The 12,645-nt window shown below is 49.8% G+C and carries 14 protein-coding genes and 1 other annotated feature; of the genes, 2 read left to right on the top strand and 12 right to left on the bottom strand.

Annotation, left to right across the window (positions count from 1 at the left end; translation table 11 throughout):
* A partial coding sequence (locus BZG79_RS16045) for a polysaccharide biosynthesis protein (RefSeq protein ID WP_199877566.1) occupies positions 1-108 on the bottom strand: 108 nt, incomplete at its 3' end.
* A gap of 378 nt (positions 109-486) precedes the next feature.
* Between BZG79_RS16045 and BZG79_RS16625 the strand changes: the two genes are divergently transcribed.
* Together BZG79_RS16625 and BZG79_RS05745 are read left to right on the top strand one after the other, a co-directional pair.
* Positions 487-1,095 carry a chromosome partitioning protein ParA gene (locus BZG79_RS16625; protein ID WP_077773931.1) on the top strand — a complete coding sequence of 203 codons (609 nt, stop codon included), beginning with the start codon at positions 487-489 and terminating at the stop codon, positions 1,093-1,095.
* A 722-nt stretch (positions 1,096-1,817) separates the two neighbouring features.
* Positions 1,818-3,302, top strand: a complete 1,485-nt coding sequence (locus BZG79_RS05745) for a hypothetical protein (protein ID WP_077773929.1) — start codon at positions 1,818-1,820, stop codon at positions 3,300-3,302.
* A 422-nt stretch (positions 3,303-3,724) separates the two neighbouring features.
* Here BZG79_RS05745 and hisIE read toward each other — a convergent pair whose 3' ends face one another.
* The 11 genes from hisIE to lpxH all read right to left on the bottom strand — a co-directional run.
* Positions 3,725-4,348 carry a bifunctional phosphoribosyl-AMP cyclohydrolase/phosphoribosyl-ATP diphosphatase HisIE gene (gene hisIE / locus BZG79_RS05740; RefSeq protein ID WP_077773928.1) on the bottom strand — a complete coding sequence of 208 codons (624 nt, stop codon included), beginning with the start codon at positions 4,346-4,348 and terminating at the stop codon, positions 3,725-3,727.
* Positions 4,345-5,118 carry an imidazole glycerol phosphate synthase subunit HisF gene (gene hisF, locus BZG79_RS05735; RefSeq protein ID WP_077773927.1) on the bottom strand — a complete coding sequence of 258 codons (774 nt, stop codon included), beginning with the start codon at positions 5,116-5,118 and terminating at the stop codon, positions 4,345-4,347. Before hisF ends, hisIE begins: the two co-directional genes overlap by 4 nt.
* Positions 5,100-5,837 carry a 1-(5-phosphoribosyl)-5-[(5-phosphoribosylamino)methylideneamino]imidazole-4-carboxamide isomerase gene (gene hisA / locus BZG79_RS05730; protein WP_077773926.1) on the bottom strand — a complete coding sequence of 246 codons (738 nt, stop codon included), beginning with the start codon at positions 5,835-5,837 and terminating at the stop codon, positions 5,100-5,102. Before hisA ends, hisF begins: the two co-directional genes overlap by 19 nt.
* Before the next feature lie 6 nt (positions 5,838-5,843).
* Positions 5,844-6,443: an imidazole glycerol phosphate synthase subunit HisH gene (hisH, locus tag BZG79_RS05725; RefSeq protein ID WP_077460406.1), complete on the bottom strand. Its 600-nt coding sequence runs from the start codon at positions 6,441-6,443 to the stop codon at positions 5,844-5,846.
* On the bottom strand, positions 6,443-7,525 hold the full coding sequence (gene hisB / locus BZG79_RS05720) for a bifunctional histidinol-phosphatase/imidazoleglycerol-phosphate dehydratase HisB (RefSeq protein WP_242414130.1): 1,083 nt from the start codon (positions 7,523-7,525) through the stop codon (positions 6,443-6,445). The genes hisH and hisB overlap by 1 nt, the downstream gene beginning before the upstream one ends.
* Positions 7,522-8,574 (bottom strand): histidinol-phosphate transaminase, encoded by a 1,053-nt coding sequence (gene hisC, locus BZG79_RS05715; RefSeq protein ID WP_108743238.1) that lies wholly within the window; start codon positions 8,572-8,574, stop codon positions 7,522-7,524. Before hisC ends, hisB begins: the two co-directional genes overlap by 4 nt.
* 2 nt (positions 8,575-8,576) lie before the next feature.
* Positions 8,577-9,893, bottom strand: a complete 1,317-nt coding sequence (gene hisD / locus BZG79_RS05710; RefSeq protein ID WP_077773923.1) for a histidinol dehydrogenase — start codon at positions 9,891-9,893, stop codon at positions 8,577-8,579.
* Between the two features lie 6 nt (positions 9,894-9,899).
* Positions 9,900-10,796 (bottom strand): ATP phosphoribosyltransferase, encoded by an 897-nt coding sequence (hisG, locus tag BZG79_RS05705; RefSeq protein ID WP_077460410.1) that lies wholly within the window; start codon positions 10,794-10,796, stop codon positions 9,900-9,902.
* A gap of 34 nt (positions 10,797-10,830) precedes the next feature.
* Positions 10,831-10,969: a sequence feature (His leader region), on the bottom strand.
* Between the two features lie 240 nt (positions 10,970-11,209).
* Positions 11,210-11,413: a hypothetical protein gene (locus BZG79_RS05700; protein ID WP_021022348.1), complete on the bottom strand. Its 204-nt coding sequence runs from the start codon at positions 11,411-11,413 to the stop codon at positions 11,210-11,212.
* A gap of 99 nt (positions 11,414-11,512) precedes the next feature.
* Entirely contained in the window at positions 11,513-11,989 is a 477-nt protein-coding gene (locus BZG79_RS05695; protein ID WP_077773922.1) for a YchJ family metal-binding protein, read from the bottom strand.
* Between the two features lie 29 nt (positions 11,990-12,018).
* Positions 12,019-12,645 (bottom strand): UDP-2,3-diacylglucosamine diphosphatase (gene lpxH / locus BZG79_RS05690; protein WP_108743237.1); only part of this gene is annotated, 627 nt, incomplete at its 5' end.

Below are 12,645 nucleotides of genomic sequence, written 5' to 3'. Positions count from 1 at the left end.
GAGCACCACGAGGCGACGTGGTTGATAGCGTTCAAGCAGGGTGCGGACGTACTTTTTACCAAAAGAACCAGTACCGCCGGTGATCAGAATGGATTTACCGTTAAACATAGGACGCCTTGTCACTAACTGTCGGGAATACAGGCAGTTTAACTGATCTGAGCAGGATTTGGCGATTCGCTACCAAAGATGATCGTCAAACCGATCCTTTTATGGTTAAAAACGTTCGCGATCTTGCCCTGAACCATCATGCCAAAGCTGGCCTTAGCACTACTAAAAGCAAACTCGTGTAACACACAAAATAACCTGAGATGTCATTCCAAATAATCAGTATTATCTTTTTTGAGACAAGTAAAAAATTTATTCCGGTGTAACATGCGTCTTCAATGGCCGCTTTGCCAGGTTCTTTGGAAAAAGTATCAGGTCTTTTTAAGAAAGGTGAAGACTCGTTTATCTCATAAGTCGCTTCCCCGTAAAAAGGATATAACCATGCGTTACATCGCACTCGCTATATTACTCATCCTCGTCGGCTGCAAAGAGGACAGCAAACCGATTGCTGRCGGGTCATCGCCGATAGAGACGCCTGCTCCTGGTGACTCGACGCGCATAGAGAAAACCCCAGCGCTGACCGCTGAGCTCCAATCGAAAGAGACAATAGATGAGCAATTAGGTTTATTGTACGAGAAGTATGAACACCTGATAGACAGAAGCGACTCTGTTGCAGGAARAGATGAAAATGGTGACGGGATTAGAGATGACATTGAAGCGTTCCTTAACGCGCTTGAAGTTARAGAGCCGGTACGTAAYGCCCTAAARCAARATGCMCGTYAKKCGCAGAAAARCCTGTATTATGATTTCAGTCAAGATACTCACGCGAACCGRAARAAAGCATWTGAAATCAGCGAAGAATACAACAAAGTYTTGGCGTGCAAGAAGTTTGTCGGCATTCCAGTAGATGACCGTATAGATACGTCCGAGACTATAGAATCTTTAACCTATAATACCAAAAAAAGAACCAGGGCTTACCTTGAGTATAATCATTTACTTGATGGCTCGACCTCAATAATGCTTGACGCTAAGGAGGAGTACTGTGAATAAACAGCTATACTTCGTCATTTTTCTTCTTATTATGCAGCCCCATCAGGCACTGGCGTCTTCATGCAAAGTGTCGAAGCATYATTTAYCTYATAATTAACTCCCTCATAAAAAGGATATAACCATGCGTTACATCGCACTCGCTATATTACTCACCCTCGTCGGCTGCAAAGAGGACAGCACACCGGTTGCTGACCAATCATCGCCGATAGAGACGCCTGTCCCTGGTGACTCGACGCGCATAGAGCAAACCCCAGCGCTGACCGCTGAGCTCCAATCGAAAGAGACAATAGATGAGCAATTAGGTTTATTGTACGAGAAGTATGAACACCTGATAGACAGAAGCGACTCTGTTGCAGGAAGAGATGAAAATGGTGACGGGATTAGAGATGACATTGAAGCGTTCCTTAACGCGCTTGAAGTTAAAGARCCGGTACGTAACGCCCTAAARCAARATGCMCGTYAKKCGCAGAAAAACCTGTATTATGAYTTCAGTCAAGAYACTCACGCGAACCGRAAGAAAGCWTWTGAAATCAGCGAAGARTWCAACAAAGTTTTGGCGTGTAAAGGGKTCGTCGGCATCCCAGTTGACGATAGTATAGATACGTCCGAGACTATTGAATCTTTAACTTACAATACCAAAAAAAGAACCATGGCTTATCTTGAGTATAATCATTTACTTGATGGTTCGACCTCAATAATGCTTGATGATAAGGAGGAGTATTGTGAATAAACAGCTATGCTTCATCATTTTCTTTCTTGTTATGCACTCCCATCAGGCACTGGCGTCTTCATGCAAAGTTGCGAGCTATACTGTTGCTTTTTTCAATGGTGTTGCTAACACAGAACGAGGTGCAAAAAAATCATTAAAAAAAATAATAGAAACCTTAAACTACCAGCAATACCAAGGCGAAAAGGTCGATTACCAGCTTTTTTACAATGAATCTAACATTGAGAGTAGCGGTATTAATATTATTGCCGATTTAGCCGAAACCTTTGACCAGCGTACCGAAGAAATGGACCAGAGGCTGAATGATAAATGGGAACTCTTCTGGGAGTTAATGAATGGGCGCGGGGAAGGGTCAATCGCTGAAAAGCTCGGTGCTATTATTTCAACTCCTATCTCATTCTTCAATGATCTTTTCTCTAAATCAAAACAAGAAGCTATCAGTTTTTTTCTTGAACGACTTAATGGGATGGTAGATTCTCCTGAGACCGAGATTACACAAAGGAATCATCGCTTAATCAATGATGCTCTGACTTGGCAAGGTAAAAAGCTGATCTATATCGCTCACTCTCAAGGCAACCTTTGGATGAATAGATCATTTGACTACGCGACATCTCAAAAGGGATATGATGGTAGTAACGTAAAAGCAATTCATATTGCACCTGCATCACCGCTCCTCAAAGGTGACTATATTCTTTCTGGCAATGACTTGGTAATCAACGGTCTTCAGTTAACTGGTATCGGTTCAGTGCCAAAATATAACTTTACTGCGACTGTAAGTGATAAGGGTGATATATCAGGACATAAGCTTATTGAAACCTATCTCACTGATACCAAAGCTATTTCCATGTTAAAAGCATCAGTAAGTAACGCGTTCTCAAATGTACAGACACCTGCCATGTACGACTATCTATTTGAAATTACTTATGAATATAGTCCAAACTTTGTGGCGACGCATGAGACTCCACAGATAAAATTTGTCGATAATAATAATGACTGGCTCGAAATAGCTTCCGTACCTGGCTTCTATATTGAAGGATCTTATCATGGTTATGGGCCTTACGAACTAAGACCAGTGAACGCGATAGCAAGACTCCCTTTCACTCATGAGAGATCTCCCAGAGATTTCAATGCAGTCACAATTGATCAATGTGAAGATATTCCCAACGATAAAGCTTTTGTCTTAGGCGAATACTCTAAAGAAACAGTTAATCTAAGAAGGATTAGGCCCGCTCCCCAAAATACCTCCACAACAATAACTATTCGAGATAGATATGGTTGGGATCTACTGACTGATTCAGTCGAATATGGTGATTTCAAAAAACGCATGGGAGATAGGCCTTATATTGCCAGCTTTACTGGATTGAAAGCAATGAATTCTTATAAGCAAGATGAGAAGAGATATTTAGCTCGCTATAATTTGGGGGTAAAATATAGCCTTGTAGCCGATGGAGTGGTCTTTACAGCTGCATATCCAGATTAAATGCTTTGGCTAAAAAGTATGTCACAATATAGCGTTGCTGATCAAATAGGCACATAATTCGCTAATCCAAAGAGCGGTATATATCAAGGCAGTGAACAGATTTTCTAATGTAAGCCGCTTCTTTTTGACCGCCTCGCTGACCACTTTTAACCGGCGTTGTTGATCAAATCAGTCACCTAGCGCACTGAGGTAAAGAGAATTATTTCGGTTATTCAACTCGGTAACTGACAAATACACCGAGTCTACCGGTAAACGTAAACCCTCAACCTCGTTTGTAGGCTCTGACGATCTGATCACTGCGGGAGTGACAAGTTCAATGATTTAGGAAACAACGCCGTTTTAAGCAACCTAGTACAACTTAAAAAGCGCCGCAGTTGTGCGGCGCTTTGAAGGAGCCTTGTTTACGCTAACGTGCGTGGTCGTTAGCCTTGATGGCGAGAAGCGAGGACTTCGGTTACTTGATGGAGGCTAAGCTCTTGGTCTTGCAGCAGCACCAATAGGTGATAAAGCAAGTCGGCACTTTCGTTTAATAGCTCGGCCTTATCGCCTGCCGTGGCAGCGAGGGCGACTTCGACCCCCTCTTCTCCCACTTTTTGCGCGATACGCTTGGTGCCTTTGGCAAATAAGCTTGCGGTGTAAGATTCATCAGGTTCGGCGTGTTTACGGCTGGCAAGCACTTGCTCTAGGCTCGACAAAAAGCCGGGACCCGTGTGTGGCGGTTTATTGTCACTATCAAAGCAGGTGGTCGTGCCGAGGTGACAGGTGGGCCCATGCGGCGTGGCCGTGACCAATAAGGTATCTTGATCGCAATCGAGTGCAATGTGTTCCAGGCTCAACACATGACCGGAGCTTTCGCCTTTTACCCAAAGACGCGACTTGCTGCGCGACCAAAAGGTGACGCGACCGGTTTCGAGCGTCGCGTTCAGTGCATCGGCATTCATGTAGCCCAGCATCAATACTTGGCCGCTATCACTGTGTTGGATAATCGCAGGCACCAAGCCGGCGTTTTTCTCCCAATCGATACGTTCTACCCACGCTGCCGTCATACTCTTACCTCGATCCCTTGTTGTTTTAATGTTTGTTTTAATTCGCTTATCGCGATGATTTGCTTGTGAAACACCGAAGCGGCCAGCGCGCCATCGACATTCGCTTGTAAAAAGGCGTCGGCGAAGTGCGACATTTCACCGGCACCGCCGGAGGCAATCAGGGGCACCTGACAGCGCTCTCTTACCATTTTTAGTTGGGTTAAGTCATAGCCTTGGCGCACGCCATCGCGGTTCATCATATTGAGTACGATTTCGCCTGCGCCCCGCTGTTGGACTTCCTCAACCCACGCGGCGGTTTGCCAAGGCGTGGCCTGAGTGCGGCTTTCATCACCGGTAAATTGATAGACCTGATAGTGTCCGGTGGCTTCATCGAAGAAGGAATCAATTCCGACCACCCCGCACTGCACGCCAAACTTATTGGCCAGCCGCGTGATCAAACTTGGGTCGGCCAAAGCCGGTGAATTAATCGATATCTTGTCCGCGCCGAATTCCAAGATTTGTTGGGCATCGGCTTCGGATTTAATCCCACCGGCGACGCAAAAGGGGATATCAATTACTTCCGCGACGCGACTAACCCAGCTTTTATCGACCACCCGGCTGTCACTGGAGGCGGTGATGTCATAAAACACCAGTTCATCAGCGCCTTCTTCGGCGTAGCGTTTGGCGAGCGGGACGATATCGCCGATGATTTCGTGATTGCGAAATTGCACGCCTTTGACCACTTGTCCGTCGCGGACGTCCAAACAAGGAATTATCCGTTTTGCCAGCATGCGATCGCCTCCTCTGCGGTAAAGTTACCTTCCAGTAGGGCGCGGCCGACGATCACGCCTGCCACACCGGTGCCGCGCAAGGCGCGAATGTCTTCGAGACTGCCAATGCCGCCTGATGATTGAAACGCAATGCTCGGATAGCGCTGACACAAGTCGCGGTAAAGCGCCACATTGCTGCCTTGCAAGGTGCCATCGCGGGAGATATCGGTGCACAGCACATGCTCTAGCCCGACGGACAAATAATCGTCGAGTAGCGCTTCAATGGTGACGCCGGAGTCTTGTTGCCAGCCGGACACCGCCACGCGTCGCGTCCCGTCACTGTCAATGTGAATGTCGAGTGCCAATACAATCCGGTCAGGGCCGTAGGTTTGCATCCAGCCTTTGACCAAATCGGGGGATTTGACCGCGGTGGAGCCGATCACTACGCGCTGCGCGCCGGTGTTTAGCAGCTCAATCACGTCCATTTCGGTGCGCACGCCGCCGCCGATTTGGATATTGGCGGGCGTTGATTGCAAAATCTCGGTGATTAAATCGACCTGACGCGCGGTCGGATCTTTGGCACCGGTTAAATCCACGAGGTGCAACCAATCCGCGCCCGCTTGATGGTAACGTGCAAACTGCTTACGCGGGTCAAAACCGTAGTCGGTTTTTTGCTGATAATCCCCTTGATAAAGGCGCACCACTTGGCCATCTATCAAATCGAGTGCTGGTATAATCATCCTTGCTTACATCTCCAAAAAATTCTGAATCAAACGCGCGCCCACTTTGCCCGAACGCTCGGGGTGAAACTGAACCCCGAAGTAGTTACCTTGATTGATTGCTGCGCTGAACGCATGACCATAGTGACATTGTGCCAGGGTATAGTCACCGACCGGCATCGCGTAACTGTGGACAAAATAGAAGTAGCTGCCAGCGGGAATGCCGTCGAATAAGGGATGGTCATTGACGGTGGCGACCCGATTCCAACCCATATGAGGTAAAGGCTGGCCATCGGTATCCATTAGCTTGGTCGGCGCGGGGATGTGGCCAAGGCACTCAACCGGGCTATCGCCTTCATCGGAGCGCGTGCCTAGCATTTGCATACCAAGACAAATACCCAGTAGCGGTTGCTCAACCTGTTTAACTAAATCCACTAAGCCGCGCTCGGTGAGGTTTTTCATCGCTTCGCTGGCTGTGCCGACGCCGGGCAAAAAAAGCTTGTCTGCCCCCAGCACTACGTCGGGATCGCGGCTCAATGTGGCTTGATACCCCAGGCGTTCGACAGCAAAGCGTACCGAGGATACATTGGCGCAGCCGGTATCGATAATGACGGTGTGTTTGCGCATTATAAGACTCCTTTACTGCTTGGCAGCGCATCGCCTTCTACCTTAATGGCTTGACGCAAGGTGCGGCCAAAGGCTTTAAATAAGCTTTCTACCAAGTGATGGGTGTTTTCGCCATCGACGGTCAGGTGAAGGGTACAGGCCAAGGTGTCGGTCAATGAGCGGAAAAAATGCCCGACCATTTCGGTCGACATGTCGCCCACTTGTGGCTGCGGGAAGCTGGCCTCAAACTTAAGAAACGGACGTCCGGATAAATCCAACGCACATTGCGCCAAGCATTCATCCATCGGCAGGCTAAACCCAAAACGGCCAATACCGCGCTTATCGCCCAGCGCCCGTTTAAGCGCGTCGCCCAAGGCGAGGGCGGTGTCTTCAATGGTGTGGTGGTCATCGATGTGCAAATCGCCTTTAACGCCAACGCTCAGCTGAAAACCGCCGTGGGTGGCGATTTGATCCAACATGTGGTCAAAAAAGCCCAGTCCGGTTTCAATGCGGCTGCCGCCACTCTTATCCAGGTTAACAGCCACCTGAATGTCGGTTTCTTTGGTGGTGCGAGTCACCGRTGCGATGCGCGGCTGCAAGGTCAGACGCTCGACAATCTGCGGCCAGCCCATCACCTCACGTTGGTATTTGATCCCTTGTAGCGCCATATTGTTGGCTAAGGTGATATCGGTGTCGCGATCGCCAATCACCGCCGATTGGGCGAAATCAATCCGGCCTTGCTGCAGATAATCTTTTACCAAGCCTAATTTGGGCTTGCGGCAGCTACAGTCGTCGCTATCAAAGTGCGGACAAATCAGCACGTCTTCAAAATGGATCCCTTGTGAGCGAAATAGCGCCATCATCATGTTGTGTGGTGCATCAAAGTCCGCTTGCGGGAAGCTATCGGTCCCTAAACCATCTTGATTGCTCACCATCACCAAGGTGTAGCCCGCCGCTTGCAGGCTAAGTAGTGCGGGGATCACGTCCGGCTCAAAGGCCAATTTATCCAGACGATCCACTTGGTAGTCTTCAGGCGGCTCCACAATCAAGGTGCCATCACGGTCAATAAATAAAATCTTGTCTTTCACAGTGGTTGTCCTTATTCACTGAGCTGCTGGCGGATAAAAGCCAACACTTTTTCACATTCGTCACGGTTGCCAATACTGATGCGTAAGCTGTTCTCGATCGCGGTACGGCGCACAATAATCCCCGCATTACCCAAGTGCTCAAACACCGCATCGGTGTCGTCCAGGCTTATCAGCAGGTAGTTACCAAAGCCTGGATGCACCTTGATGCCGGGCAGCATACTGAGGCCGGCTTGCAAATAGGCACGGTTRGCGGTTAAGTCCAAAACCTGATACTTCATCCGCGCCAAGCCCGCTTCAGAGAGCGCTTGCTCGGCAATATCTGCAACGGGCACCGGCACCGGATACGGCGGGATCACCTTGAGCATCAAGTTAATAATAGCGGGATTGGCGAGGGTAAAGCCGCAACGTAGTCCCGCCAGAGCGAACGCTTTTGATAGCGTGCGCAAAATGGCCAGATTCTCAAAGCGCGCGAGTAAATCGGTGCAGGTCGCTTCTGGACTAAATTCGATATAGGCTTCATCCAACACCACAATCGCGCGACCTTGGGTGCGGGTGAGTAGCGCTTCTATGTCGTCGCGGTTAATTAAATTACCGGTCGGATTATTAGGACTACATACGAAGATAAGCTTGATGTTGGCATCTGCCTCCAAGGCGGAATCAATTCCTGCCATGTCCAGCTGCCAGTCGGCGGTGAGCGGCACTTGGGTGGTCGCGATCCCTTGGTTTTCGGCACTGACCGTATACATGCCATAGGTGGGTGGGCAAATCAGTACGCTATCTTGGTTTGGCTCGCAAAACGCGCGCAGCAATAAATCAATCCCTTCATCGGCGCCGCGCGTGGTAATCACTTGGTCCGTGTCTACCCCCGCATAGTTGGTATAGGCATTAATCAATGATGCCGGCTGACAGCTGGAGTAGCGATTGAGTCCTTGGCCGCTCAGGGTATAAGCATTGTCAAAGGGGGATTCATTGGCATTGAGCCACACATCCCCGCTGCCACCGATACGGCGGGCTGACTGATAGGGCGTGAGCGCTTGTACTTGCTCACGGGCGAGTTTATCGATGCTCATACTAACGGGTCCTCTGAGGCTTGGGCTTGTTGTAGCTTATTTAGACGAATATCGACCGCTTGGCGATGCGCATCCAAGCCCTCGGCTTCTGCGATTCGCATCACGGTCGGGCCCAGTGCTTGTAAGCCGCTTTCGCTGACCTGTTGCACTGTCATCCGCTTATTAAAGTCGGCCAGCCCTAAACTGCTGTAGGTACGGGTATAACCGTAAGTCGGCAACACATGGTTGGTGCCTGAGGCGTAATCACCCACGGATTCGGGCGAATAGGCGCCCAAGAAAATCGAGCCAGCGTTATCCAACAGCGGTAACAAATCTCGAGGCTGCTGAGTCTGCACAATCAAGTGCTCTGGCCCGTAGCGGTTAGAAATCGACACGCATTGGGTGAGGGTGTCGGCAATAATAATCACACTGCTGCCCAGCGCTTGCTTGGCAATTTCTGCACGACTGAGCGTGGTTAATTGCTGCTGCACCGCATCGGCGACTTTTTCTGCCATCTCTGGGGCTGGGGTCACTAGCACTACTTGCGAATCGGGGCCGTGCTCCGCTTGGCTGAGTAAATCCGCGGCAACAAAGTCGGGATCCGCGCCGGCATCAGCAATCACCAAGACTTCAGAGGGGCCGGCAGGCATGTCCATCGCTGCGCCATTGGCAGCAAGGCTCACCTGACGTTTGGCTTCGGTGACATAGGCATTGCCCGGACCAAAAATCTTATCCACCTTGGTCACACTTTGGGTGCCAAAGGCCATCGCCGCCACCGCTTGTGCGCCACCCAGGGTATAAATTTCATCAATCTCACACAGTTTGGCACAGTATAAGATTTCATCGGCCACTGGCGGTGGGGTACACAGCACCACTTTGCGGCAGCCGGCAATTTGCGCCGGCACGCCCAGCATCAACACTGTAGACGGCAAGGGCGCGCTACCGCCAGGAATATACAGCCCGACGCGGTTAATCGGGCGAGTGATGGATTCACATACCACCCCTGGCATGGTTTCGACTTTCAACGGCTGGGCTTTTTGCGCGCGGTGAAAAGTGCTGATGTTATCGTAGGCTTGGCGCAAGGCGAGTTTGATATCTTCTCCCAAGCGCGCTTCAGCGTCGGCCAAGGTCGCTTTGTCGAGTTTGATGCTATCAAGTTCGACACTATCAAATTTTTTGGTCAGCGCCTTTAAACTTTCATCTCCGCGCTCTCGGACATCGGCGATAATCTCCGCGACGCTCGCTTGGGTTTGGGCACCGGTTGTGATCGCAGGGCGGCGCATCAAGCCCTCTTTTTGTGACTCTCCGAGTGATTTCCAGACTACTGTTCGCATGGTGACTTACTCCATCATCTTTTCAATCGGCAGGACCAAGATTGAGCTTGCGCCCAATTGTTTGAGCTTTTCCATGGTTTCCCAGAACAGGTTTTCGGTACTGACAAGGTGCACCGCCACACGGCTTTTTTCGTGTGCGAGCGGCAAAATGGTCGGGTCTTCGGCACCGGGGAGCAGCTCAACAATTTTTTCTAGCGCCTCGCTCGGCGCGTGAAGCATGATGTATTTCGACTCTTTGGCTTGAATCACGCCTTGCATGCGGGTGAGCAAGCGTTCAATTAATGCGGTTTTCTCTTCACTGAAGCTGCCTTCACGCTGAATTAATACTGCCTTGGAGCGAAAAATGACTTCGGCTTCTTTCAAGCCGTTGGCCTCTAAGGTGGCGCCCGTTGAGACCAAATCACAAATCGCATCGGCGAGCCCCGCACGTGGCGCCACTTCCACGGAGCCATTGAGCATACAAGTGCTGAAATTCACACCCTGCTTGTCCATGTAGGCTTTAAGAATATTGGGATAGGTGGTCGCAATCCGTTGCTCAGCGAGATCTTGTGGGCCGTTGTAATTTTGGTCTTTATCCAGCGCAATGGAAAGACGACAGCCACCAAAGTCGAGGCGACGAAGCAGCTGATACTGGCTCGGCTCACCCAACTTGATGCGCTCAAGGCGAACCTCTTCTAATTCGTTCTCACCAATCACACCTAAGTCAACCACGCCGTCCATGATAAGGCCAGGGATATCATCATCACGAACCAGTAGCAGATCGATGGGCATGTTTTCGGCGTGGACCACCAAGCGCTCGCCGGTGTAGTTAATTTTAACCCCGCAACGTTTGAGCAGCTCTTGGCACTCTTTGGCGAGACGGCCCTTTTTTTGGATGGCGATACGTAAGCGTTGTGTTTGCATGTGTGCTTCCTTGTCTAAAAATGAAAAGCTAAAAAAGAAAAAACCCTCGGAAGACGATGCTCCCGAGGGTCTGAATCTGTTAGCTTGCTAATGACCGACGGAAGCGCTTTTTACTCGTCTTCCAGTCGAAACCATTCCTCCCGAAAGACTAGTCAGGATGATGGTGGTGATGCATGGTCATTAGTGCTGAAATCATTGTTGGTCGTCCATTATCTAACGAAAGTACGCTCTGTGATAAAAATAAGCTCTATACCAAAAAGCTTAACTGTTTATGACCATATCAAAATCCGTTTGGATTGCAACCAGTCAACGCGCGTTTTTTTCACGTGTCTTTATGCCAGGTCGTGCTAAGTAAGTGTCATGCTAAGTAAGCGTCGCCATCGCCATGAACAGCGAGAGCGTCGACACCGAGGCTAGACATAAATATCGAGTTCACCGTCTTTTTTAGGTGTTTTTTCCTCGTGCTCTTGGTGCGGTTGCTGAGCGTGATCATTGAGATCGTCTAGCCGCCGCTCTTTACGCGCATCAATGTGTTCCGATTTGCGGATCGCCCATACTTTCGTGGGCGGTGCATGCGGCGTGCGATACACAGGACTCAAATTGCCAAGCCAGTTCATGATGGGTCCTCCTTTGGTCTTACTATTAGTATCGACCACGAAGCACCAAACTTGATGATTTTTTAACCAGGAGTTGTTTGGAACGGCGAGGCTAGGGGGCTAGCTGCAACACTTTTTAAACTTACGTCCGCTGCCACACGGGCAAGGGTCATTACGGCCGGCTTTGACATGGCCGGGAAAGACACCATCGATATATCGCCATTGAGGCTGTCCATTGATTGTTTCTTGGACAAACCGAGACCGCTCATGCAAACACTGAGGCTCACCGTCGGCAATAAAGTGGGCTTTGAAGGTCACAAATCCAAGCTCACCGTGGTTTAATACCTCGCTATCGAGCACCTCAAGTGATTGCCACTGATGGTCGGTCATCATGGCAATATCATCCCGAAATGCCTCGGCGCCGCATTCGCAGTGATAGGTCGCGACAATAAAGTCCACCAAGCCTTTCGGATGTGCGCTGTAGCGAGCACGCATCAATTGCTCAGGGTGGGCAGCGTTGGCCGGATGTTGATGAACGGGCGCGCAGCATTCGGCGTAGGGTTTGTTACTACAACAAAGGCATAAATCAGTCTGCATAAAGATCTCTTAACGATGGGCTGAACAGCTTAGTGATGGGTAAAGTCGCGAGTTTGTAAGTCACAGCCTTGCGGGCCACACACTAATACCGACCCGTGTTGGTACCAATCGCCTAACACGATGCGCTGGTAATCGTGTCCTTGATCACACCATTGATGGACATGGGGGCGATGGGTATGGCCGTGAATCATGTTAACCACTCCTGCGTTATCTAACTGGCGCTGCACTTCTTGTGGCGTCACATCCATGATGGTGGATGACTTTTGCTGATTGGCACTGGCACTGCCCGCGCGCATTTTGGCCGCAATACGACGACGCAACGCTAAAGGTAAACATAAAAACACGTGTTGTAGCCAGCGCTGGTGGACTTTGCGACGAAATGCTTGGTAGTCGGCATCCGCCAAACATAGGGTATCGCCATGGAGAATCAAGGTCGGCGTACCATATAAATCAATGCATGTGTGCTCATCCAACAAGGTGATGCCTGTTTCACGGGCGAAACGCTTTCCGATTAAAAAATCACGATTGCCATGAATAAAGTACACAGGTACACCTTGCTGTGTGAGGGTCGCAAAGGCGGTTTTGATTTGCTGATGAAAGGGGCTGTGATCATCATCGCCAATCCAAGCCTCAAACAAATCTCCCAGCACATAGAG

Source organism: Salinivibrio sp. MA427 (assembly GCF_001996115.1).
In the GTDB taxonomy this organism is placed as follows: Bacteria; Pseudomonadota; Gammaproteobacteria; order Enterobacterales; family Vibrionaceae; genus Salinivibrio; species Salinivibrio costicola.
This window is presented reverse-complemented; position numbering and strand designations above follow the sequence as displayed.

Excerpts from the sequence above, each read along its gene's own strand:
- hisIE (WP_077773928.1), bottom strand. The coding sequence starts at position 4,348 with ATGACGGCAGCGTGGGTAGAACGTATCGATTGGGAGAAAAACGCCGGC.
- hisF (WP_077773927.1), bottom strand. The coding sequence starts at position 5,118 with ATGCTGGCAAAACGGATAATTCCTTGTTTGGACGTCCGCGACGGACAA.
- hisA (WP_077773926.1), bottom strand. The coding sequence starts at position 5,837 with ATGATTATACCAGCACTCGATTTGATAGATGGCCAAGTGGTGCGCCTT.
- hisH (WP_077460406.1), bottom strand. The coding sequence starts at position 6,443 with ATGCGCAAACACACCGTCATTATCGATACCGGCTGCGCCAATGTATCC.
- hisD (WP_077773923.1), bottom strand. The coding sequence starts at position 9,893 with ATGCGAACAGTAGTCTGGAAATCACTCGGAGAGTCACAAAAAGAGGGC.
- hisG (WP_077460410.1), bottom strand. The coding sequence starts at position 10,796 with ATGCAAACACAACGCTTACGTATCGCCATCCAAAAAAAGGGCCGTCTC.
- BZG79_RS05700 (WP_021022348.1), bottom strand. The coding sequence starts at position 11,413 with ATGAACTGGCTTGGCAATTTGAGTCCTGTGTATCGCACGCCGCATGCA.
- BZG79_RS05695 (WP_077773922.1), bottom strand. The coding sequence starts at position 11,989 with ATGCAGACTGATTTATGCCTTTGTTGTAGTAACAAACCCTACGCCGAA.